This is a genomic window from Kocuria tytonicola (assembly GCF_003687175.1).
GTDB classification, from domain to species: domain Bacteria; phylum Actinomycetota; class Actinomycetes; order Actinomycetales; family Micrococcaceae; genus Kocuria; species Kocuria tytonicola.
In genome coordinates, this window is record NZ_RDEX01000001.1 from 1,121,149 (window position 1) to 1,142,507 (window position 21,359).

The window sequence follows — 21,359 nt, forward strand, 5'->3', positions numbered from 1 at the left end:
GCCTGCGGAACCGGAGGCGGACTCCGCGGTGGGCAACCCCGAGACTCCGGGCCGCGCGGACGAACGGCCGGGAACGGCGTCGTCGGCGGTGACCGCGGTGCCCACGGGACTCGTGGTGGGTCCCGTGGCCACCGCCATGCACGGCGGCATCTGGTACCTGGGCGGCTGGTGGTTTCCGTGGGGGCTCGTGTTCTCCGGCATGCTGCTGCTGTGCGCGGGCGTGTGGTGCGGAACCTCCACCCGGCGGGTCTGGGCCGCGGCCGTGCCCGGACTGCTCACGTACCTCGTGGCGTGGGCGGGTGCCTACCTGCGGCAGGGCTCTGCGCTGGTGGCCACCACCTGGACGGCACCCGTCGGCGTGGTGGGGATCCTGTGGTTCGTGGTGGTCTTCCTGGCCGTCATGGCCGCCGTGATTGTGACGGGACGTTGGCTCGTGCGTCGGCGCACGCGATAGCCTCGAAGGCCCCTCGCTAGAATGTTGGACAACTTGGGAACTGAAGGGAAGGTCCGAGAAACGTGACTTATGTGATCGCTCAGCCCTGCGTGGACGTCAAGGACAAGGCGTGCGTGGAGGAGTGCCCCGTGGACTGCATCTACGAGGGTGAGCGCTCCCTGTACATCCACCCGGACGAGTGCGTGGACTGCGGTGCGTGCGAGCCGGTGTGCCCCGTGGAGGCCATCTACTACGAGGACGACACCCCGGACGAGTGGGCCGACTACTACAAGGCCAACGTGGAGTTCTTCGACGACCTCGGATCCCCGGGCGGAGCCGCGAAGCTCGGCAACACCCACAAGGACCACCCGATGATCGCGGAACTGCCCCCGCAGAACCAGGACTGATCCGGTGAGCGAGCGCGGGGGCTTCGGCCTGGACCTGCCGGACTACCCGTGGAACTCCCTGGCCCCGTACCGGGCGCAGGCGGGGGAGCACGCGGACGGCGTGGTGGACCTGTCCATCGGCACGCCCGTGGATCCCACGCCGCTCGTGGTGCAGGACGCCCTGGCCGCGGCGGCGGACGCGCCCGGCTACCCCACCACGCACGGCACGCCCGCTCTGCGCGAGGCGGTGGCGGCGTGGTATGCCGAGCGCCGCGGGGTGCCGGGCCTGGACCCCGAGGCCGTGATGCCCACCGTGGGCTCCAAGGAGCTCGTGGCCTGGCTCCCGCTGCTGCTGGGTCTGGGCCCGGGTGACGTGGTGGTGCGCCCCGTGGTGGCCTACCCCACCTACGACATCGGTGCGCGTCTCGCGGGTGCGCAGTCCGTGGCCGCCGACTCACTGGACGAGCTGGAGCCCGCGGTGCGCGAACGGGCGCGCATGGTCTGGGTCAACTCCCCGGGCAACCCCACCGGCATCGTGCGGGACGTGGCGTCCCTGCGCCGGCTCGTGGACCAGGCCCGCGCCCAGGGCGCCGTGGTGGTCTCGGACGAGTGCTACGCGGAGCTCGGCTGGGGCCGCTGGGACGTCTCCGAGGGCGGGGAGCCCGTGCCGTCCGTGCTGGACCCCCGGGTGAGCGGCGGGGACATGTCGCTGCTGCTCAGCGCGTACTCGCTGTCCAAGCAGTCGAACCTCGCGGGCTACCGGGCAGCGTTCCTCGCCGGTGACCCGGTGCTGATGGCATCCCTGGTGAACTCCCGCAAGCACGCGGGCATGATCGTGGCGTACCCGGTGCAGGAGGCCATGCGCGTGGCCCTGGGGGACCACGCCCACGTGGCGGCGCAGAAGGCGCTCTACCGGCAGCGCCGCGCGGCGCTGAAACCCGCGGTGGAGGCCTTCGGGTTCACCGTGGAGCACTCCGAAGCCGGACTCTACCTGTGGGCCACAGCGGGGGAGGACACCTGGACCTCCGTGCAGCGCTTCGCCCGGTTGGGGATCGTGGTGGGTCCCGGCACGTTCTACGGGGACGCGGGCCACGGCTACGTGCGGCTCTCCCTGACCGCCACGGACGAGCGCGTCGCGGCCGCCGTGCAGCGTCTCCGACAGGCGCTGTGAGACCGCCCCGCGCGCGGCGGCAAGTGGAATACCGCTCGCACTAGCGAGTAGGTTGGACCACGATCACACCGTGTTCCCACCGGACGCGCACGCCCTTGCGCTGCCACGACGCCGTGACGGCCCGCAGCGCGCACCGACACCTGGAACACCCGAGCAAACCGTGAAGGACTCACCATGGCAGAGGCCAAGAAGAACACCGGCAAGGTGGAACTGAACTACGAGAAGGGCAAGTCCCTCGAGCTTCCCATGCTGGAGGTCACCGAGGGCAACAAGGGCTACGGCGTGGGCTCCCTGCTCAAGGAGACCGGCAACGTCAGCTTCGACCCCGGGTTCGTGAACACCGCCAACACGCGGTCCTCGGTCACCTACATCGACGGCGCCCAGGGCATCCTGCGCTACCGCGGCTATCCCATCGAGGAGCTCGCGGAGCACTCCAACTTCCTGGAGACCGCCTACCTGCTGATCTACGGCGAGCTGCCCACGCGCGAGCAGTACGAGGACTTCCAGCACCGGATCACCACGCACACCATGGTGCACGAGGACATCAAGATGTTCTTCAACGGGTTCCCCCGTTCCGCGCACCCCATGCCCGTGCTGTCCTCCGCGGTCTCGGCGCTGTCCACCTTCTACTCGGACTCCCTGGACCCCTTCAACAAGGAGCACGTGGAGATCTCCACCATCCGCCTGCTCGCCAAGGTCCCCACCCTGGCCGCGTACGCGTACAAGAAGTCCGTGGGCGAGCCGCAGCTCTACCCCCACAACAACCTCAACTACGCGGAGAACTTCCTGCGCATGTGCTTCGGCGTGCCCGCCGAGGAGTACGAGGTGGACCCGGTGGTCGCCAAGACCCTGGACATCCTGTTCATGCTGCACGCGGACCACGAGCAGAACTGCTCCACCTCCACCGTGCGTCTGGTGGGCTCTTCGCACGCGAACATGTTCGCGTCCGTGTCCGCCGGCATCAACGCCCTCTACGGTCCGCTGCACGGCGGCGCCAACGAGGCCGTCCTCGCCATGCTGGACCAGATCCAGAACCGCGGGCTCTCCGCGGACGAGTTCATGGAGAAGGTCAAGAACAAGGAGGACGGTGTCCGCCTCATGGGCTTCGGGCACCGCGTCTACAAGAACTACGACCCCCGCGCGCGCATCATCAAGGGCTACGCGCACGACGTCCTGGCCAAGATGGGCGGCAACAACGAGCTGCTGGACCTGGCCATCGGCCTGGAGGAGAAGGCACTCGCGGACGACTACTTCGTGGAGCGCAAGCTGTACCCGAACGTGGACTTCTACACCGGACTGATCTACAAGGCCATGGGCTTCCCGGAGAAGATGTTCACCGTTCTCTTCGCGATCGGGCGCCTGCCGGGCTGGATCGCCCAGTGGCGCGAGATGATCGAGGACCCCGAGACCAAGATCGGCCGGCCCCGCCAGCTCTACGTGGGCGAGGGCGAGCGCCACTACCCCACGGCCAGCTGACCCCACCGGTCTCCCGGTACGACGCCGCCCCGGTCACCTTCTCGGTGACCGGGGCGGCGTTCCCGTGTAACGCGGCGTCCGGCCGTGCACGGCAGGAGGCGCGCCGAGCAGCCCGTGCGCACCCTGACGCCGCGCCCCGGAATCTGACCGCACCCGGCGGCGTCGGCCCGGGGCACGGGGGGAGGGGCTCAGCCCTCGTAGCCGTTGGGGTTGTTCTTCTGCCAGTTCCAGTGGTCGCGGCACATGGTGTCGATGTCCCGGTCCGCGGACCAGCCCAGCTCCGCGAGGGCGGCGGAGGGATCGGCGTAGGACACGGCGGCGTCGCCCGCGCGGCGGGGGGCGATCTCGTACGGGATCTCCCGGCCCGAGGCCTTCTCGAACGCCTCGCGAACCTCCAGGACGGAGTAGCCGCGCCCGGTGCCCAGGTTCCACACGTGCAACCCGGGGTCCGCGGTGATCCGGTCCAGGGCCTTGAGGTGGCCGTCCGCGAGGTCCACCACGTGGATGTAGTCCCGCACGCCGGTGCCGTCCGGGGTGGGGTAGTCCCCGCCGAAGACCATGAGCTTATCGCGCCGCCCCACGGCCACCTGCGCCACGAACGGCATCAGGTTGTTGGGGATGCCCGAGGGGTCCTCACCGATCCGCCCGGACTCGTGCGCGCCCACGGGGTTGAAGTAGCGCAGCAGCGCGATGGACCACCGCTCGTCCGAGGCGGCCAGGTCCGTGAGCATGTCCTCGATGTGCTCCTTGGTGCGCCCGTAGGGGTTCTGGGCGTCCATGGCGAGCTTCTCGGTGAGCGGCATCGTCTCCGGTGCGCCGTAGACCGTGGCGGAGGACGAGAACACGATGGACCGGCAGCCGTTCTCCTCCATGGCCCACAGCAGGTTCACGGTCCCGCTCACGTTGTTCGTGTAGTACCACAGGGGCTTCTCCGCGGACTCGCCCACGGCCTTCAGCCCGGCGAAGTGGATCACGGCGTCCGGGCGGTGGTCGCGGAACACGGTGTCCAGGCCCGGGCGGTCCAGCAGGTCCACCTGCTCGAACGCGGCCACGTCGCGGCCCGCGAGCTCCGCGACCCGCTCCAGGGACGTGCGGGAGGAGTTGGAGAGGTTGTCCACCACCACCACGTCGTGGCCCGCCTGGAGCAGGGCGAGGACGGTGTGCGAGCCGATGTAGCCGGTTCCCCCGGTGACGAGAATCTTCATGCGTTCCACCCTAACCAGTGCACCCGGGAATCCTCTGCGCGCCGGGGCCGGGCCCGTCGCACCAGTGTTCGGCGTCCACACGCGGCGAAAGTGTGCGGTGCCGGAACGCGTGTGGCCGGTCCCGTTGCCAGAACCGGCCACACGCTCTCGGCGCGACGACGCCGCTGCGCTCAGTTCGCGTGCAGCGCCGAGTTCAGCTCCACGGTGCCGCCGCTGCGGGGCAGGGCCTCCACGGCGCCGTTCACCGAGTTGCGGCGGAACAGCAGGTTGGAGACGCCCGAGAGCTCGGAGGCCTTGACCACGCGGGGCTCGGCGGCGGCGTCGAGCAGGGAGACCCGGGTTCCCGCGGTGACGTAGAGACCGGCCTCCACCACGCAGTCGTCGCCGAGCGAGATGCCCACGCCCGCGTTCGCACCCAGGAGGCAGCGCTCGCCCAGGGTGATGCGCTGCTTGCCGCCACCGGAGAGGGTGCCCATGATGGACGCGCCACCGCCCACGTCCGTGTGGTCGTGGACCACCACGCCCGCGGAGATGCGGCCCTCCACCATGGCCGCGCCGAGCGTGCCCGCGTTGAAGTTCACGAAGCCCTCGTGCATCACGGTGGTGCCCTCGCCGAGGTGCGCGCCCAGGCGCACGCGGTCCGCGTCACCGATGCGCACACCGGAGGGGACCACGTAGTCCACCATGCGGGGGAACTTGTCCACGGCGAAGACCGTGACGGGCCCGCCCGCACGCAGGGCGAGCAGGGAGCGGGTGAGCTCCTCGGCCAGGACCGGCCCGCGGCTCGTCCACGCCACGTTGGCGAGCAGACCGAAGATGCCGTCCAGGTTGATCGTGTTCGGCTGGACGAGCCGGTGGGAGAGCAGGTGCAGCCGGAGGTAGGCGTCCGCGGTGTCCTGCGGGGCCGCGTCCAGGTCGACCACCGTGGTCACGATCTCGGAGCGCACGTTGCGGTCGGGGTCCGTGGTCGCGGCCACCCGCAGGTCCGCCTCGTAGCTGGAGTCGGGGTTCGCGCTGAGGGCGGGGGCGGGGTAGAAGACGTCCAGGACGGTGCCCGCGCGCTCGCCGGCATCCACGACGGTGGCCAGGCCCACGCCGGATGCGGTGCGGGAATTGACGGTGCTCTCGCTCTTTGAAGTCATGGCCCCATCCTAAGTGGCGGGCAACGGCGCCCGGCGTCCCTGCCGCTGCCCCGTTCACTGGTTGCCGGCCACCAGCAGTCGAGCCGCCGGTAGGCTCGGGCCATGCTCACCCAGGAGGTCCGAGAACTCACCCGGCAGGTCATCGACCACGCGCAGAAGTACAACGACGACGACGTCCACACCGTGGCGGCCGGTGCTCTGACTGCATCGGGGCGGGTGGTTCTGGGGTTGAACACCTACCACTTCCTGGGCGGACCGTGTGGCGAGATCGCGGTGCTGTCCCACCACGCCGGTTCCTGCCCGGACGACCCCATCACCGTGATGGCCGCGGCGTACGGCCCCACGGGTGACGTGGTGTCGCCCTGTGGCAAGTGCCGTCAGATCGTCCACGACATCTCCCCGGCCATCCAGTTCGTCGTGCGGGACCATGGTGGTCTCTGCACACGCACGGCCCGGGAGCTGCTGCCCTTCGCCTACGACCAGGGCGCGGCTGAGCGTCCGCAGCAGATCTTCATGTGGGAGGGGTACGAGGCCCTGGTGCGGAGGGGGGAGAAACAGCAGACGATCCGCGTGGACGACCCGTTCCGGGTGGGCCCCGCAGAGATCGTGTTCGAGCGGGCCGATGGAATGGTGGCGGTGCTTCCGGCATCCGTCTCCGAGGTCCGGACCGTTTACCGCACGGAGCTCACGGACCTCGATGCGGTGCGGGACGGATTCGGCTCGCTGGCGGAACTGAACTCGGCACTGGACACCCACTACCCGGGGCTGGAGCCCGAGGCCCGCGTGGACGTGGTGACGTTCCAGCTGCTGGGCGGCTGATGGGGACGCGGTGACTATGCTGGCCGCCATGGCAGCCGATCAGCAGACACCCGCACTCGACCTCACCATGGACCCCGCGGACCTCACCGCCGCGCTGGTGGACGTGGAGTCCGTCTCGGACCACGAGGGCCCGCTCGCGGACGCCGTGGAGGCCGCCCTGCGCGAGCTGCCCCACCTGAGCGTGCACCGGGACGGGGACACCGTGGTGGCCCGCACGGAGCTGGGCCGGGACGAGCGGGTGATCCTCGCCGGGCACCTGGACACCGTGCCCCTGCCCACCGTGGAGGGCGCGCTGGGCGCGGTGCCGTCCGTGCGGCGTCGTGAGGGGGACCGGGACGTGATCTACGGCCGCGGCACCACCGACATGAAGGGCGGGGTGGCCGTCCAGCTGGTGCTCGCCCAGCAGCTGCGGGAGCCCACGCGGGACGTGACCTACGTGTTCTACGACCACGAGGAGGTCTCCAGCGACGCCAGCGGGCTGGGGCGCGTGATGCGCCACTCCCCGCAGCTGCTGGAAGCGGACTTCGCGGTGCTCCTGGAACCGACCAACGGCACCGTGGAGGGCGGGTGCAACGGGACCATGCGCTTCCGGATCACCACGCACGGCAGGGCTGCGCACTCGGGGCGCTCCTGGATCGGGGAGAACGCCATCCACAAGCAGGCGGAGCTGCTGGCCCGGCTGGCCCGCTACGAGCCCCGCACCATCACCGTGGAGGGCCTGGACTACCGGGAGGGTCTCAACGCCATCCGCACCGGCGGGGGAGTGGCGGGCAACGTCATCCCGGACACCGCGTGGACCGAGGTCAACTACCGCTTCGCCCCGGACAAGACCCTGGAGCAGGCGCAGCAGCACGTGCGCGAGGTGTTCGAGGGCTACGAGATCGAGTGGCAGGACCTCTCCCCGGCGGCGCGCCCCGGCCTGGACCGGTCGGCCGCGGCACAGTTCGTGGCGGCCGTGGGGCTGGAGCCGATGCCCAAGTACGGCTGGACGGACGTGGCCCGCTTCTCGGAGGCCGGCGTCCCGGCCGTGAACTTCGGTCCGGGGGACGCCCTGCTGGCCCACACGGACGACGAGCACGTGCACGACGACGCCGTGCGGGCCTGCCACGCCGCCCTCGCCCACTGGTTGTCCTGATCCGGCACGTAGCCTGGGTCCATGACCTCCCACGACACGACTCCTGAACCCGACTCCGGCGCGAGCAGTCCCGCCGAGCGCCACAAGGGTCCGGTGGTGCTGCGCCGTGCCCAGCTGCAGCGGCGCACCTCCGACCAGCGCTTCCTGGACCAGCGCCCCGCCGAGCCGGACGACTTCACCCGCACGGACCCGTGGCGCGTGCTGCGCATCCAGGCCGAGTTCGTGGAGGGCTTCGACGCACTCGCCAACCTGGGTCCGGCCATCACGGTCTTCGGCTCCGCGCGCACGGCTCCGGGCCACCCGGAGTACGAGCTCGCGCGAGCGGTGGGCCGGGCCGTCGGCGAGGCGGGCTACGCCGTGGTCACCGGGGGTGGCCCCGGCGTCATGGAGGCCGCGAACCGCGGCGCCGTGGACGTGGGGGCGCACTCCGTGGGCATCGGCATCGAGCTGCCCCACGAGCAGCACCTGAACCACTGGGTGGACCTGGGCATCAACTTCCGGTACTTCTTCGCGCGCAAGACCATGTTCGTGAAGTACAGCCAGGGCTTCGTGGCGCTGCCCGGCGGCTTCGGCACGCTGGACGAGCTCTTCGAGGCGCTGACCCTGGTGCAGACCGGTAAGATCACCCGTTTCCCCATGATCCTGGTGGGCACCGAGTACTGGCGTCCGCTGCTGGACTGGATCACGGGCACCCTCGTGGCCGGGGGCAAGGCCTCGGACGCGGACCTCGACCTGCTGCGCGTGGTGGACACCGCCGAGGAGGTCGTGGAGATCCTCACCTCCGTCCATGCCCAGGACCCCGGCATGGGGATCGCACCCCCGGACGACGACGCCGCCCGCCCCGGTTCCGAGGCATGAGTCCGGTTCCACCCGACTCGCCTTCCGAGAGCCTCCCGCGCGAGTGCGAAGAGCCCGGCCACAGCCCGGCGAGGGACCGCACGGTGACCGCACCGCAGGACTCTGCTGGTGCCAGCCGCGCCCCGCGCGCCGGAGAGAGCCGCGCCCGCGGGGCAGCGGCCCGAACGCGGGCCCTGTTCTCGCGGGCTCCGTGGTGGCTCGCCGTCGTCGCCGTCTACGGCATCTCCCGGCTGTGGGGCTGGGCCGTCTTCGGCGTGGTGGGCGCGCAGCAGGGCCCGGGGCCGTGGGGCGACGGCCCGCTGGGGTACCTGGACTTCGTGGCCACGTGGGACTCGGACTGGTACCGCACCATCTTCCGGGAGGGCTACCCCTCGCAGCTGCCCACGGACTCCCTGGGCACGGTGCAGGAGAATCCCTGGGCCTTCTACCCCGTGTTCCCCCTGCTGGTCCGGGGGATCGCCGGGGTGACCGGCACGGGCTGGGCTGGCACCGCCGCCACGGTGTCCCTGTTCGCGGGGTTCGGGGCGGCGCTCGTGCTGTACCGGCTGGTGTGCACCGCGCCCGTCATGGCCGGCCCGCGGACACCCGGTGGCACCTCGCGCCCCGCGCTGTGGGCCGTGGCGGTGTTCGCGTTCAACCCCGTGGCCCCCGTGCTGCAGACCCCCTACGCCGAGGCCTTGAGCCTGTTGCTCCTGCTCGGCGCCATCCTGTGCGTCGTGCGTGGGCGGCCCGTGTGGACCGCCGTGCTCGTGGTGCTGCAGGCGCTCACCCGGCCCACCGGCGTCGCCCTCGCGGCGGCCCTGGGCGTGTGGTGGCTGTGGCGCGCGGTGCGGGACGTGCGGGCCCGGCGTCGTGCGTGGTACCGGTGCGCGGACCGCTGGCTCGCGGTCGCGCTGCTCGCGTGTGCGGCGGCGCTGGCCTGGCCCGCCATCGCGTGGGCCGTCACCGGAGATCCTGGGGCGTACACCGAGACCGAGGCCGCGTGGCGCGGGAGCTCCACCGTGGTGCCCGTGCTGCCGTGGTTCGAGCAGGCGGTCTCGCTCTTCGGGCCGGTGGGCGGGCTGCTGGCCCCGGTGCTGCTCGTGGTGGCCGTGGTGTGCGTGCTGCGCTCCGGCGTGGTGCGGCGCTCGCTGCCGTTCTTCGTGCGCGTGTGGATCGCCGCGTACGGCTGCTACCTGCTGCTCGTGCTCAACCCGCAGTCCTCCACGTTCCGCCTGCTGCTGCCGTGGGCCCCTCTCGCCGCGCCGCTCGTGCACGCGAGCGGGTCCCGGGCGTACCGCACGCTGCTCGTGGTCACGGGAGCCGTCCTGCAGGTGGTGTGGGTAGGGTGGCTGTGGCACTGGAAGCAGCTCCCCGGGGGAGGGGACTACCCGCCGTGAGACCGCAACCCGGGCACGGGGCGGCGGCTGCCGGGCCGCGCGGCGGGGGCCGTGGGCGGCGTCACGGCCAGGGGTTCGCGTTCGATAAGATGGTGGGCGCACACATCCACGAAGAGGAGCGCTAAATGGCGGCCATGAAGCCGAGAACGGGTGACGGACCCATGGAGGTCACCAAAGAAGGACGCAGCCTGATCATGCGGGTCCCCCTGGAAGGCGGCGGGCGTCTGGTGGTCGAGCTCAAGGCGGACGAGGCCGCGGAGCTGCGCGAATGCCTCTCCGGCGTGACCCAGTAGCGGCGTCACCCCGTCTTCGGAACGGACCCGTGACCCGCGGATCCCCGGTTCCACAGCGCGAGAGCCCCTCACCACGGTGAGGGGCTCTCGCGCTGCTCCGTGCTCAGCCGTGCTCAGGCCGCCCAGCGCGTCCCGAGCGTTATACCCGCGGCCACGGCCAGCAGGGCCCACAGCAGCGTGCCGAGCACCACCGCCAGGGCCGCGGCACCACGGCGCTCGCGGGCCAGCCGCACGGCGTCCACCATCGCGGTGGAGAAGGTGGTGAAACCCCCGCACAGCCCCGTGCCCAGGGCCACCGTCCACTCGGGGCCCAGGACCATGCCGAGCCCGCTGACCACGCCCAGCACGAACGAGCCCAGCACGTTCACGAGCACCGTGCCCAGGGGGAACGGCCGCTCCTGGCGCGCGCTCACGGCGCGGTCCGTCAGGTGGCGCAGCGCCGCGCCCACTGCACCGCCCACCGCGACGGCCAGCACCGCGATCACCGGTGCTCCCCGGAGGACGCCGGGCCGGTCGAGGACGACCCGGCCGGGGGCTGCTCGTCGGCGCCGGCAGGCAGGCCGCCAGGCGTCGTCGGGCTCGCGGTGGCCGACGCCGCCGGGGCACCGGTCCGCGTGTCCCCAGCGGTGGTGTCCAGTGCCTGCTCCGCCGCGCGGGCGCCGCCGGGGCCCCGCACGCGCGCCCCGAGGATCATCCCGAGGGCGGCGGCGAGCAGACCGGAGACGAGCGTGAGGCCCGCATACCCCAGGGCGGGGCCCGTGGCACCGGAGCTGACCCCGTCCCAGAGCTCCTGCGCGAACGTGGAGTACGTGGTGAACCCGCCGAGGGCCCCGGTGCCCACGAGCAGCCGCACGGTGTGCGCGCGCGGGGTCTCGGGACCGGGCCGTGTGAGGGCCTCGAGGAGCAGCCCGAGCAGCAGTGCACCGAGGACGTTGACGGCGAACGTGGGCCAGTGCCCGAAGGAGCCGGTGGGCAGCACGTGGGCCACACCCCAGCGGGCCACGCTGCCCACGGCACCGCCGAGGGCCACGAGACAGACGTCGCGCAGCAGGGAAGGCATCAGCGGCGCACGGCGAGCAGCATGCCCGTCCCCGTGGGCACCACCGCGGTGGACAGCCGGGGCTCGTCACGCAGGGTGCGCACGACCTCCCGCATGATCACGGTCTCCTCCTGCCGCTGCGCGGGCTGCGGCACGAGGTCCTGGTGCAGGGCGTCGTTGACCACGAGCATGCCGCCGCGGCGCAGCAGCCGCGCGCCCTCGATCACGTACTCCGCTGTGTTGGCCACGTCCGCGTCCACGAAGACCATGTCGTATGCGTTCTCCGTGAGGCGGGGCAGCACGAGGGCTGCGGCGCCGGAGATCGTGCGGGTCCGCTTGGTCTCGAAACCCGCCTCGCGGAACGTGTCCCGGGCGGCGCGCAGCGCACGGATGTCCGTGTCGATGGTGGTCAGCACGGACTCGGCGGGCATCCCCCGCAGCAGTGCCAGCCCGGAGACCCCCGCTCCGGTGCCCACCTCCACCACGGTCGCGGGTCGGGCGGAGGACGCCAGGACGGTGAGGAGCGCGGCCGAGGCGGGTGTCACGGGGTCCAGCCGCAGGGCGAGGGAGCGCTCGCGGGCACGGAAGGCGGTCTCGTCCTCCGTGGCGTAGGCCTCGCAGTAGGCCCAGCTCGTGGTCTTGTCCGTGGTCATGGACGCGCATGTCCTTCGCTGCCGTGTGCGGCGGGAGCCAGCGGGCCCCGGCGCCCGATGTGACGCCCCGGCGTGGCGCCGGAGTTTTCCGGAGGCCAGCCTATCGCGGTCCGGGCGCGGGGCGCGGGGAACCCCCGGTGCCCGCCCAGATCGCTGTCAGTTTCCTGCAGAACAATGGAGACGCGCCCCGGTTCGGGACGCGTCACACGCAGGATTCGCTCGAGGAGAGGGGACGGGGTGTCCACACGCAGCGCAGGCACGGCCGTCCGGCCCACGCGCCGGCCCGCCCGACGCACCGTCACTCTCGTGGCCGCCGTCGCCACGTGCCTGTGCGTGGCCCTGGTCGCCACCGCGGTGTGGAGCGTGGGTCGCAGGGCGCAGCAGGAGCAGCTCAGTGGCGCGCAGGCCGCGGCCACGTGGTCCCCGGGGGCCCAGGGCATGGTGGACACCACGTCCGCGGCGGACATCCGCTCCCTGCGCTCACTGGGCTGGGCCGTGCCCGGGCTTGCCGCGGAGGGCTACAGCGTGACCGACATCCGCCAGACCACCGTGGGCGGCGAGCCCGCCGTGGCCCTCACCCTGCACGACGACCGCGGCACGGTCGAGATCGTGGAGCAGCGCGGCCACGTGAACCCGGAGAACCCCGTGGACGGCGTGAGCGGACTGCCCGTCAGCGCCGAGGGGTTGCACGAGTCCGTGGTGGCGGGGTCCCGGCTGTGGGTGGAGCGCGAGGACCCGTGGCGCGCCGTGATGGTCCGCCCGGACGCGGTCTACACCATCACCTCGGACACGCCCCCGGCCACCGTGGCCGAGACCGTGAGCGCGGTGGTGGCGGAGGACCGCGCCCGTGTGAGTTTGCCCTCGCGCCACGACGAGAGCTTCGGCGCCACCGTGGTGGACGGCCTGCAGAAGCTGTTCGGCTAGGAACGACCCCGCGGGGCGTTGCCCGACGTTGATAGGCTCAGCGCGTGTTCGGGATTTCTGGCGGAGAAGCCATCATCATTCTCATCGTGGCCCTGGTGATCATCGGGCCCGAGCGCGTTCCCGAGTACGCCCAGAAGCTCAAGGAGATGGTCAAGGCCGTCCGCAGCTACGCCACGGGTGCCACGGAGGACCTCAAGGAGACCCTGGGCCCCGAGTTCTCGGACCTGGACTGGCGCAAGCTCGACCCCCGGCAGTACGACCCCCGCGTGATCGTGCGGGAGGCTCTCCTGGAGGACGACGCCGAGCGCCCCCGTCCGCAGTACTCGGCCTCCACCGTGGCCGCCCCCACCGTGCGGCGCCTGGCCCGGGGCGAACGGGCGCCGTTCGACACCGAGGCCACCTGAGCGGCGTCGTCACCGGGGCACGCAGGCCCGCGGGGCGGTGGACGGCTCAGCCGCGCGGCGTGATGCCCAGGCTGCGCCCGGCGAGTCCCCGGCCCTGGCGGTCCAGCGCCCGGGCGATCTCCCAGAGCTGGGCGGCGGCGGGTGAGTCCGGGTCCGCCCACACCGCGGGCACACCCCGGTCCGAGGCCTCCCGGACGGTGACGTCCAGCGGCACGCTGCCCAGCAGCGGGACGGGGTAGCCGAGGCGTTCGCTCAGCGAGGTGGCGATGGTCTCCCCGCCTCCCGCGCCGAAGACCTCCATGCGGGAGCCGTCCGGCATGACCATGGCGGACATGTTCTCCACCACGCCCGTGACCCTCTGCCCGGTCTGCTCCGCGAGCGTCCCGGAGCGCTGGGCCACGCTGACCGCGGCGTGCTGCGGGGTGGAGACCACCAGCACCCCCGAGCGGGGCAGCAGCTGACCCACCGAGATGGCGATGTCCCCCGTGCCCGGCGGCAGGTCCAGGAGCAGGTGGTCCAGGTCCCCGAAGTGCACGTCCGTGAGGAACTGCTCCACGGCTCGGTGCAGCATGGGCCCGCGCCACGCCACGGGCTGGGCGGGGTCCACGAACATCCCGATGGAGATCACCTTCACGACGCCGCGCGAACGGTGCCCCGCGCCCGCCGCGCTGTCCTGGGGCAGCCGGTCCACGCCCTCGGGCACCTCCACCACGGGGGGCAGGATCATGTCCCCCACACGCGTGGGGGACTGGGTGATGCCCAGCAGACCGGGGACGGAGAAGCCGTGCACGTCCGCGTCCACGATCCCCACCGTGCGCCCCATCGCGGCGAGGGCCGCCGCGAGGTTGACGGTCACGCTGGACTTGCCCACCCCGCCCTTGCCGCTGGTCACGGCGTGCACGCGGGTCAGGGAGTCCGGGTCCGCGAACGGGTTGCTGCGGTGGTGACCCAGCCGTTCCTGCAGCTCCCGGCGCTGCTCGGGGGTCATCACGCCCACGTCCACGACCACCTCGGTGACACCGGGCACCTCGGACAGCGCGGTGCGCAGGTCCGCCTCGATCGTCCCGCGCAGCGGGCAGCCGGACACGGTGAGCAGCACCGTGACGTGCGCCGTGGTGCCGTCCAGCGTGGCCGCGGGGATCATGCCGAGCTCGGTCACCGGCCGGCGCAGCTCCGGGTCGATGACCCCGTCCAGGGCGCTGCGCAGCCGCGGGTCCACGGTTCCGGCGGTGCCGTCCTTCCCGGTCACCGCGGGGTCTCCCCGCCCGCACCGTCGTTCCCCGCCCCGGGGGCCGACGCCGCGTGCGAACCACCGGAGCGTGCCGTCTCCCCGGCCGCGCCGGGGCGCTTGGCCCGCTCGGACTTCCTGCCGCCCCCGGACTTCCGTGCGCTCTCGGACTTCCGCTCGGGAGCACCGGTCCCGGCCGCCTCGGCACGCTGGTCCTGGGCGTCGATGATCTCCTCGAGCAGGCTGCGCAGCTCCGAGCGCACGTAGTCGCGCGTGGCGACCTCCCGCATGGCGATGCGCAACGAGGCGATCTCGCGGGTGAGGTACTCGGTGTCCGCGAGGTTCTGCTGGCCGCGCTGGCGGTCCTCCTCCGCGACCACGCGGTCGCGGTCGTCCTGGCGGTTCTGCGCCAGCAGCAGCAGCGGAGCCGCGTAGGACGCCTGCAGGGACAGCATGAGCGTCAGCAGGGTGAAGTTCAGGGACCGCGGGTCGAACTGGATCTCCTCCGGCGCCAGCGTGTTCCAGGACAGCCAGATGGCCACGAACACCGTCATCCACAGCAGGAACTGCGGGGTGCCCATCCAGCGGGCAATGGCCTCCGTGAGCTCACCGAACGAGTCCGGGTTGGGGCGGAAGCGGTTGAGGAACCCCGGGCGCTTCTCGCGCGGCTGGTCCAGGGGACCGGGGGAATACTGCGAGCCTGTGCTCTGCCTGGGGCTACTCATACCTCTTGCCCACCTTCCGGACCGGGGTCCCGTCGTCGTACGTGCGCCAGTCGTCGGGCAGCAGCGCGTCCAGGACGTCGTCGATCGTGACCGCTCCCACGAGCCGGTCCTGGTCGTTGACCACCGGCAGGATCGTGAGGTCGTAGGTGGCCAGCTCCCGGGCGACGTCCGCCAGCGACGCCTGGTCGGAGACCGGCTCGATGGACCGGTCGATCAGGTTGCCGATGGCCTCGGGGGGAGGGTAGCGCAGCAGCCGCTGCGTGTGAACGAACCCCAGGTACTTGCCCGTGGGGGTCTCCAGCGGCGGGCGGCACACGAGCACCGCGGAGGCCGCGGCGGGGATGATCTCCTCCTGGCGGATGTGCGCGAGCGCCTCCGCCACGGTGGCCTCGGGGGAGAGCACGATGGGCACCGGCGTCATGAGGGAGCCGGCGGTGCCCTCCTCGTACTCGCGCAGGCGCCGGACGTCCTCGGCGTCCTCGGGCTCCATCATGGTGATGAGGCGCTCGGCCTCCGCCTCGGGCAGCTCGTTGAGCAGGTCCGCGGCGTCGTCCGGGTCCATCTCCTCGAGCAGGGCGACGGCGCGCTCCTTCGCCATGTGCGTGAGGATGAACACCTGGTCCTCCTCCGGCAGCTCCTCGAGCACGTCCGCGAGGCGCTCGTCCTGCAGCTCCCCGGCGATCTCGAGCTTGCGCTTGTCCGGCATGTCCCGCAGCTCGTCCGCGAGGTCCGCGGCCTGGTCCTCCTCGTGCTGCGTGATCCACTGGGTGGCGGGCTGGTGCCCCGCGTTGGAGGGGTCGTCGGTGTCCTCCCAGTCCACGATCAGCGTCTGGTTGCGGCGCCGGATCAGTCCGCCCGTGGCCTGGGACCGGCGCACGAACAGCTGCGACACCACCCAGTCGCCGCGGTTGTTGGACTTCTCCATGGCCACGTCCTCGATGGTGGCCGTGCCGGAGCCGTCCAGCAGCACCACGGTGCGGTCGAAGAGCTCGCCCACGGCGAGGGTCTCGGCCCCGCGCTGCTCGAAGCGGCGCAGGTTCACGAGGCCCGTGGAGATGATCTGGTCCGCGTCGATGCTCGTCACGCGGGTCATGGGCACGAACACCCGCTTCTTCCCGAGCACCTCCACCACCAAGCCCACCACGAGGGGCCGGTTCTTCACGGACGGGCGCGTGCCGGGGCGCAGCAGCACGACGACGTCGCGCAGCCGCCCCAGGCGGTCGCCCAGGGGGTCGAAGACGTCCAGGCCGATCAGCCGGGCCACGAAGATCTTGGAAAGGTTTGTGCTCACCCGCCCAGCCTAGTGATCCACGCAGGATGGGGACATTCGGGGCCGGACCGGGCACAACGCCACGGGGCCGTGGCCCTGCGGGACCGGAGCAGGGCCGGGGACAGGCGGCACCCCGGCAGGTGCGGTGCCACGACACCGGCGGGATGCGGTCCCACGGTGTTCACCCGCTGCGATGCCCCAGGGTTTTCCCGGCGCGCTCGCACCGCTGTGCGGGACAATGTCCGGTATGAGCAACCCGAACCGCAGCCCAGCCCAGTTGTCCATCGCCCCGGAGATGCCCCGCGGGGAGGTGGTGGGGCGCTACCGCACCTACGCCGAGGCGCAGAAGGCCGTGGACTACATGTCCGACGAGCACTTCCCCGTGGCCATGGTCTCGATCATCGGCAGCGACCTGAAGTCCGTGGAGCAGGTGACCGGGCGGCTCTCGTACCCGCGGGTGGCCCTGCAGGGGGCGCTCAACGGCATCTTCTTCGGCGCCTTCTTCGGCCTGGTCATGACCATGTTCGGGGGCGCGAACATGGTGCCCACGGTGCTGCTCACCATGCTGCTGGGCGGGGCGTTCTTCATGCTGATGGCCACCATCACGTACGCGATGTCGCGTGGCAAGCGGGACTTCACCTCCACCAGCCGGATCGTGGCGGGCAGCTACGAGGTCCTCGCCGCACCCGAGGTGGCCGGGCAAGCCCGTCAGGTGCTCGGCGGCATGCCCGGTGAGCCGGGTGCCGGGGCACGCGCCCAGAACCCCGCCCCCTTCGGCGGACGCGGTCCGGGCGGGGCCCGGCAGGACGGGGGGAACGGCGAGCAGTGGGGCCCGGGCGGCCCGGGCCACGGCGGAGCCCGGCAGGGTGCACCCCACGGCGGTGCACCCCGGAACGGCACGTACACCGGTGGCCCCGAGGGGCGGCCGGGCGTGCCGGGCCAGGGCACGCCCTCCGGTGCCGCGCACGGCAGCAGCTCCGCGGCGTCGGCCCCCGGTGCCTCCCAGGACACGCAGCCGGGCCCGGCGGCCCAGCAGCAGGACCCCAACCGCTCCGCGAAGTTCCCCGACCTCCCGGACGGACGGCCCCAGTACGGCATCCGCGTGGAGGCCGAGGCCACTCCCGAGGTCGACCGCTCCGCGCCGTGGACCCGCACGGGTGGCCCCGCCGCCGCGCAGGACGCCCGGGACGCACGCGACGCCCAGCAGGGCGGCGGCGCCGAGAACGGCACCCCGGAGAACCGCCGCTGAGTCCTCGGTGACCGGTGCCGGCCCACGAGCCGCACCCGGTGGAAATGCTGAACGCCCCGCACGGTGTGCGGGGCGTTCTGCATGGTCCGGGCTCGGGGTCAGGCGCGCGGGCCCACGTTCTCGGTGCGGTTCCAGATGCCCTGGATCCACGACTCGACGTCGTCCGGGTGGCGGGGCAGCGCCGCGGAGAGGTTCTCGTTGCCGTTCTCGGTCACGAGGACGTCGTCCTCGATGCGCACGCCGATCCCGCGGTACTCCTCGGGGATCGCGAGGTCCTCCTCCTTGAAGTAGAGCCCCGGCTCGATGGTGAACACCATGCCCGGCTCGATCACGGCGTCCAGGTACAGCTCGCGCTTGGCCTGGGCGCAGTCGTGCACGTCGATCCCCAGGTGGTGGCTCGTGCCGTGGGGCATCCAGCGGCGGTGGTGCTGGCCCGACTCGGACAGGGAGACCTCCGCGGAGACCGGGAGCAGGTCCCACTCCTCGAGGCGGTGGGCCAGCACGTCCATGGCCGCGGCGTGGACGTCCCGGAACCGGTTGCCGGGCACGGCCACCTCGAACGCCGCCTCGGAGGCGTCCAGCACGGCCTGGTAGATCCGGCGCTGCACCTCGGTGTAGGTGCCGTCCACCGGCAGGGTGCGGGTGAGATCCGCCGTGTAGAGGGACTCCGCCTCCACCCCGGCGTCCACCAGGATCAGCTCCCCGGGCTTGACCGAGCCGTTGTTGCGGATCCAGTGCAGCACCGTGGCGTTGTTGCCGGAGGCCGCAATCGTGTCGTACCCGAGGTCGTTGCCCTCGAGGCGGGCACGCGAGAAGAACGCTCCCTCGACCACGCGCTCACCGCGCTCGCCGCCAATCGCCTGCGGCAGCACCGCCACGATGTCCTCGAAGCCGCGGATGGTGGCGTCCACGGCCTTGCGCAGCTCACCGACCTCGTAGTCGTCCTTCACGAGCCGCAGCTCGCTCAGCGCCTCGGCCAGCGTGGCGTCCTTCGCGTCGGACTGCTCGAGGTCCACGCCCGTGTTGATCCGGGAGGTGTCCACGAGCGCGTCCATGTTCAGGTCCACGTCCCGCACCAGCCGGATGCTCAGACCGCCCAGGGCCGCGTTGCCGGCGTCCTTGGTCACGGCCGTCTCCAGAGCCGAGAGGTCCTGCGTGGGCAGACCGAACTCGTCCTGCAGCTGCTGCAGGGTGGGTCGCGGTCCCACCCAGAACTCGCCGTTCTTGGCGTCCGCGTAGAACTCGGCGGAGTCCCGCCCCGCCATGGGGTGGAAGTAGAGAGTGGCCACGTGGTCGCTGCCGTTGTCGCCCCGGCCCGGCTCGGTGGGCTCCATGACCAGCACGGCCTCGGGCTCGTGGTCCACTCCCATGCCCGTCACGTGCGCGAACGCCGAGTGCGGGCGGAAGCGGTAGTCGGTGTCGTTCGAGCGCACCTTGGGGGCACCGGCCGGGATCACCAGGCGCTCGCCAGGGAACAGGCGCGAGAGCCGGGCACGGCGCGCGGCCGCGTACTCGGCAACCTCCGCGCGTGGCGTCGTCGTGTGCTCCGGCGCGGCCCAGCCCGAGGCCATGAACTCGCGGAACTGCTCGTTGTCCGGGCGCTGGGAGCGGTTGTCCACGCGCTCGTCCATGGGCTGCGCGGCGTCCTCGCTCGCGTGGTGGGAAGCGGCGGTGTGCTGGGGGCCCTGGCTCATGGGCGCGGTCATCTCCTTCGCGGCGCGATAGCTCGCGCACGGGTGGGGTGCGGGTCTGTCCCGTCCATGGTGTCACGCCGGTCAACAGCGCGCCCGCACGGGGCACCGCCGGTATCGTGGAGCCGGTGAGAATCGACCTGCACACCCACTCGATCGCCTCGGACGGCACGGAGACCCCCGCCGACGTCGCCCGCTCGGCCCACGCCGCCGGGCTCAGCGTCTTCGCACTCACCGACCACGACACCACCGCCGGGTGGCAGGAGGCCGGGGACACCGCGGTCTCCCTGGGCGTGGCGTTCGTGCCGGGCATGGAGGTCACGTGCACCACGGCGGACGGGATCTCCGTGCACATGCTCAGCTACCTCCACGACCCCGGGTACCAGCCGCTCGTGGCGCGCATCGAGGAGTGCCGCCGCAACCGGCTCACCCGGGCGCGGCGCATGGTGGAGCTGCTCGGGGAGGACTTCGACATCTCGTGGCAGGACGTCATGGCGCAGGTGGGCCCGGACGCCACGGTGGGCCGCCCCCACATCGCGGATGCCCTGGTCTCCCTGGGCGTGGTGCCCACCCGGTCCGCGGCGTTCTCCGACCTGCTCTCCGGGCGGTCCAAGTACTACGTGCGCCACGATGCCCTGGACCCGGTGGAGGCCATCAAGCTCGTGCGCGCGGCGGGTGGGGTGCCCGTGTGCGCGCACCCCATGGCGCCGCTGCGGGGACGCGTGGCGAGTGCCGCGGACTTCGAGGCGATGATCGACGCGGGCCTGGCCGGCCTGGAGGTCGCCCACCGGGACAACCCGGACGAGTCCCGCGCGATCCTCATGACCATGGCCGCCGAGCACGACCTGCTGGTCACCGGCTCCAGCGACTACCACGGTGAGGGCAAGCCCAACCGGCTGGGGGAGAACTCCACGTCCGTGCGCTCGCTCACCCGGATCTGCGAGCAGGCCACCTCCGGCGTGGAGGTGCGCTGGCCCTGAGCGGCCGGCGCCGGCGTCGGTGGCTCAGACGGTGTGGACGGGGACGTCCGGCAGGCGCAGCCGCATGACGTCCACGGCCTCGGGGTTGCTGTCCACGCACACGAACCGGCGCCCCAGCTCCGCGCTCACGGCGCCCGTGGTGCCGGAGCCCGCGAAGAAGTCCAGCACCCAGTCCCCGGGGCGGGAGGACGCCGTGACGATCCGCCGCAGCACGCCCGCGGGCTTCTGCGTGGGGTAGCCGGTCTTCTCCCGCCCGGTGGGGGAGACGATGGTGTGCCACCACACGTCCGTGGGCAGCTTCCCGCGCGCGGCCTTCTCGGGCCCCACGAGCCCCGGAGCCATGTACGGCTCGCGGTCCACGTCCTCGGAGCTGAAGTGGTACGCGGCGGGGTCCTTGACGTACACCAGGATGGTGTCGTGCTTCGCGGGCCAGCGCCGGGTGGTGCGGCCGCCGAAGTCGTAGGCCCAGATGATCTCGTTGAGGAAGCACTCCCGGCCGAACAGGGCGTCCAGCAGGATCTTCACGTAGTGCACCTCCCGGTAGTCCAGGTGCACGTAGAGGGTGCCGTGGTTCGCCAGCACGCGGCGCGCGTGCGCGAGCCGCGGCTCCAGGAACCCCAGGTAGTCCGCGAACGAGTCCTCGTAGCGCCGCAGCGAGCCCATGACGGTCTCGTACGAGCGCCCCGCGAACCCCACCCGGTCCCCCTCGCCGTGGGCCACGGGGACCGAGCGGGTGGTGCGGCGCACCTGGTCCCGCCCGGTGTTGAACGGGGGATCCAGGTACACCAGGGAGAACGACTCGTCCGGCAGGGACTCCAGCACGGTGAGGTTCTCGCCGTGCACCACGGCGCTGGTGCCCTCCGGGTCGAACACGAAGGGCTCCGCCGCGCTCACCGCCT

General features: G+C 72.1%; 23 protein-coding genes. 13 read left to right on the forward strand and 10 right to left on the reverse strand.

Going from position 1 to position 21,359, the window contains the following annotated elements:
* Positions 1–28 precede the first annotated feature (28 nt).
* From EAE32_RS05115 to EAE32_RS05130, 4 genes are all read left to right on the forward strand, one after another.
* Complete coding sequence (locus EAE32_RS05115) at positions 29–454, forward strand: hypothetical protein (protein WP_240624982.1); 426 nt, start codon at positions 29–31, stop codon at positions 452–454.
* A 62-nt stretch (positions 455–516) separates the two neighbouring features.
* Complete coding sequence (fdxA, locus tag EAE32_RS05120; RefSeq protein WP_121845027.1) at positions 517–840, forward strand: ferredoxin; 324 nt, start codon at positions 517–519, stop codon at positions 838–840.
* A gap of 4 nt (positions 841–844) precedes the next feature.
* The gene (dapC, locus tag EAE32_RS05125; protein WP_121864366.1) at positions 845–1,990 is read left to right on the forward strand and encodes a succinyldiaminopimelate transaminase; all 1,146 of its coding nucleotides are present in this window, start codon (positions 845–847) and stop codon (positions 1,988–1,990) included.
* A 174-nt stretch (positions 1,991–2,164) separates the two neighbouring features.
* Complete coding sequence (locus EAE32_RS05130; protein ID WP_121845029.1) at positions 2,165–3,466, forward strand: citrate synthase; 1,302 nt, start codon at positions 2,165–2,167, stop codon at positions 3,464–3,466.
* Between the two features lie 188 nt (positions 3,467–3,654).
* On the opposite strand, the gene galE is transcribed toward EAE32_RS05130, so the two are convergent.
* Together galE and dapD are read right to left on the reverse strand one after the other, a co-directional pair.
* Positions 3,655–4,671 carry a UDP-glucose 4-epimerase GalE gene (gene galE, locus EAE32_RS05135; protein WP_121864367.1) on the reverse strand — a complete coding sequence of 339 codons (1,017 nt, stop codon included), beginning with the start codon at positions 4,669–4,671 and terminating at the stop codon, positions 3,655–3,657.
* A 170-nt stretch (positions 4,672–4,841) separates the two neighbouring features.
* Positions 4,842–5,813, reverse strand: a complete 972-nt coding sequence (gene dapD / locus EAE32_RS05140) for a 2,3,4,5-tetrahydropyridine-2,6-dicarboxylate N-succinyltransferase (protein WP_121864368.1) — start codon at positions 5,811–5,813, stop codon at positions 4,842–4,844.
* 102 nt (positions 5,814–5,915) lie between these two features.
* On the opposite strand from dapD, the gene EAE32_RS05145 reads away from it, so the two are divergent.
* The 5 genes from EAE32_RS05145 (at position 5,916) to EAE32_RS05165 (ending at position 10,297) form a co-directional block, all read left to right on the forward strand.
* Positions 5,916–6,632 (forward strand): ASCH domain-containing protein, encoded by a 717-nt coding sequence (locus tag EAE32_RS05145; protein ID WP_121864369.1) that lies wholly within the window; start codon positions 5,916–5,918, stop codon positions 6,630–6,632.
* A 28-nt stretch (positions 6,633–6,660) separates the two neighbouring features.
* Complete coding sequence (dapE, locus tag EAE32_RS05150) at positions 6,661–7,767, forward strand: succinyl-diaminopimelate desuccinylase (protein ID WP_121845052.1); 1,107 nt, start codon at positions 6,661–6,663, stop codon at positions 7,765–7,767.
* A gap of 21 nt (positions 7,768–7,788) precedes the next feature.
* Positions 7,789–8,625, forward strand: a complete 837-nt coding sequence (locus EAE32_RS05155) for an LOG family protein (RefSeq protein WP_121864370.1) — start codon at positions 7,789–7,791, stop codon at positions 8,623–8,625.
* An 83-nt stretch (positions 8,626–8,708) separates the two neighbouring features.
* On the forward strand, positions 8,709–10,004 hold the full coding sequence (locus tag EAE32_RS05160) for a hypothetical protein (protein WP_243635584.1): 1,296 nt from the start codon (positions 8,709–8,711) through the stop codon (positions 10,002–10,004).
* A 125-nt stretch (positions 10,005–10,129) separates the two neighbouring features.
* Positions 10,130–10,297, forward strand: coding sequence for a DUF3117 domain-containing protein (locus EAE32_RS05165; RefSeq protein WP_121845033.1), 168 nt, complete (start codon positions 10,130–10,132; stop codon positions 10,295–10,297).
* A gap of 113 nt (positions 10,298–10,410) precedes the next feature.
* Here EAE32_RS05165 and crcB read toward each other — a convergent pair whose 3' ends face one another.
* The 3 genes from crcB to EAE32_RS05180 are packed head-to-tail and all read right to left on the reverse strand — an operon-like array spanning position 10,411 to position 11,989.
* Entirely contained in the window at positions 10,411–10,782 is a 372-nt protein-coding gene (gene crcB, locus EAE32_RS05170) for a fluoride efflux transporter CrcB (protein WP_121845034.1), read from the reverse strand.
* Positions 10,779–11,357, reverse strand: a complete 579-nt coding sequence (locus EAE32_RS05175; protein WP_243635585.1) for a fluoride efflux transporter FluC — start codon at positions 11,355–11,357, stop codon at positions 10,779–10,781. The genes crcB and EAE32_RS05175 overlap by 4 nt, the downstream gene beginning before the upstream one ends.
* Complete coding sequence (locus tag EAE32_RS05180) at positions 11,357–11,989, reverse strand: O-methyltransferase (RefSeq protein ID WP_121845036.1); 633 nt, start codon at positions 11,987–11,989, stop codon at positions 11,357–11,359. The genes EAE32_RS05175 and EAE32_RS05180 overlap by 1 nt, the downstream gene beginning before the upstream one ends.
* Before the next feature lie 237 nt (positions 11,990–12,226).
* Here EAE32_RS05180 and EAE32_RS05185 point away from each other — a divergent pair, with 237 nt between their 5' ends.
* Positions 12,227–12,913, forward strand: coding sequence for a hypothetical protein (locus EAE32_RS05185; protein WP_121845037.1), 687 nt, complete (start codon positions 12,227–12,229; stop codon positions 12,911–12,913).
* Positions 12,914–12,957: 44 nt separating this feature from the next.
* Positions 12,958–13,317: a twin-arginine translocase TatA/TatE family subunit gene (locus EAE32_RS05190; protein WP_121845038.1), complete on the forward strand. Its 360-nt coding sequence runs from the start codon at positions 12,958–12,960 to the stop codon at positions 13,315–13,317.
* A 46-nt stretch (positions 13,318–13,363) separates the two neighbouring features.
* Here the strand turns inward: EAE32_RS05190 and EAE32_RS05195 are convergent, their stop codons facing one another.
* From EAE32_RS05195 to EAE32_RS05205, 3 genes are read right to left on the reverse strand one after another with little or no spacing between them, the layout of a single operon-like run.
* A complete protein-coding gene (locus EAE32_RS05195; RefSeq protein WP_240624985.1) occupies positions 13,364–14,566 on the reverse strand; it encodes an Mrp/NBP35 family ATP-binding protein in 1,203 nt (400 codons plus the stop codon).
* On the reverse strand, positions 14,563–15,270 hold the full coding sequence (locus EAE32_RS05200) for a DUF1003 domain-containing protein (RefSeq protein WP_121845039.1): 708 nt from the start codon (positions 15,268–15,270) through the stop codon (positions 14,563–14,565). The genes EAE32_RS05195 and EAE32_RS05200 overlap by 4 nt, the downstream gene beginning before the upstream one ends.
* The gene (locus EAE32_RS05205) at positions 15,263–16,561 is read right to left on the reverse strand and encodes a magnesium transporter MgtE N-terminal domain-containing protein (RefSeq protein WP_121864373.1); all 1,299 of its coding nucleotides are present in this window, start codon (positions 16,559–16,561) and stop codon (positions 15,263–15,265) included. The genes EAE32_RS05200 and EAE32_RS05205 overlap by 8 nt, the downstream gene beginning before the upstream one ends.
* Before the next feature lie 226 nt (positions 16,562–16,787).
* On the opposite strand from EAE32_RS05205, the gene EAE32_RS05210 reads away from it, so the two are divergent.
* Positions 16,788–17,789, forward strand: a complete 1,002-nt coding sequence (locus tag EAE32_RS05210) for a general stress protein (protein ID WP_121864374.1) — start codon at positions 16,788–16,790, stop codon at positions 17,787–17,789.
* A 98-nt stretch (positions 17,790–17,887) separates the two neighbouring features.
* Here EAE32_RS05210 and EAE32_RS05215 read toward each other — a convergent pair whose 3' ends face one another.
* Positions 17,888–19,483 carry an aminopeptidase P family protein gene (locus tag EAE32_RS05215; protein ID WP_121845054.1) on the reverse strand — a complete coding sequence of 532 codons (1,596 nt, stop codon included), beginning with the start codon at positions 19,481–19,483 and terminating at the stop codon, positions 17,888–17,890.
* 125 nt (positions 19,484–19,608) lie between these two features.
* Between EAE32_RS05215 and EAE32_RS11875 the strand changes: the two genes are divergently transcribed.
* Entirely contained in the window at positions 19,609–20,460 is an 852-nt protein-coding gene (locus tag EAE32_RS11875) for a PHP domain-containing protein (protein WP_207803858.1), read from the forward strand.
* Positions 20,461–20,484: 24 nt separating this feature from the next.
* On the opposite strand, the gene EAE32_RS05225 is transcribed toward EAE32_RS11875, so the two are convergent.
* Positions 20,485–21,354: a DNA-methyltransferase gene (locus EAE32_RS05225; protein ID WP_121864375.1), complete on the reverse strand. Its 870-nt coding sequence runs from the start codon at positions 21,352–21,354 to the stop codon at positions 20,485–20,487.
* Positions 21,355–21,359: the final 5 nt, after the last annotated feature.

Bases quoted from the DNA above. Each gene is read 5' to 3' on its own strand.
- EAE32_RS05130 (WP_121845029.1), top strand. From the start codon at position 2,165: ATGGCAGAGGCCAAGAAGAACACCGGCAAGGTGGAACTGAACTACGAG.
- EAE32_RS05215 (WP_121845054.1), bottom strand. From the start codon at position 19,483: ATGAGCCAGGGCCCCCAGCACACCGCCGCTTCCCACCACGCGAGCGAG.
- EAE32_RS05210 (WP_121864374.1), top strand. From the start codon at position 16,788: ATGAGCAACCCGAACCGCAGCCCAGCCCAGTTGTCCATCGCCCCGGAG.
- EAE32_RS05180 (WP_121845036.1), bottom strand. From the start codon at position 11,989: ATGACCACGGACAAGACCACGAGCTGGGCCTACTGCGAGGCCTACGCC.
- EAE32_RS05200 (WP_121845039.1), bottom strand. From the start codon at position 15,270: ATGAGTAGCCCCAGGCAGAGCACAGGCTCGCAGTATTCCCCCGGTCCC.
- EAE32_RS05165 (WP_121845033.1), top strand. From the start codon at position 10,130: ATGGCGGCCATGAAGCCGAGAACGGGTGACGGACCCATGGAGGTCACC.
- EAE32_RS05155 (WP_121864370.1), top strand. From the start codon at position 7,789: ATGACCTCCCACGACACGACTCCTGAACCCGACTCCGGCGCGAGCAGT.
- EAE32_RS05145 (WP_121864369.1), top strand. From the start codon at position 5,916: ATGCTCACCCAGGAGGTCCGAGAACTCACCCGGCAGGTCATCGACCAC.
- galE (WP_121864367.1), bottom strand. From the start codon at position 4,671: ATGAAGATTCTCGTCACCGGGGGAACCGGCTACATCGGCTCGCACACC.
- dapD (WP_121864368.1), bottom strand. From the start codon at position 5,813: ATGACTTCAAAGAGCGAGAGCACCGTCAATTCCCGCACCGCATCCGGC.
- dapE (WP_121845052.1), top strand. From the start codon at position 6,661: ATGGCAGCCGATCAGCAGACACCCGCACTCGACCTCACCATGGACCCC.
- EAE32_RS05175 (WP_243635585.1), bottom strand. From the start codon at position 11,357: ATGCCTTCCCTGCTGCGCGACGTCTGTCTCGTGGCCCTCGGCGGTGCC.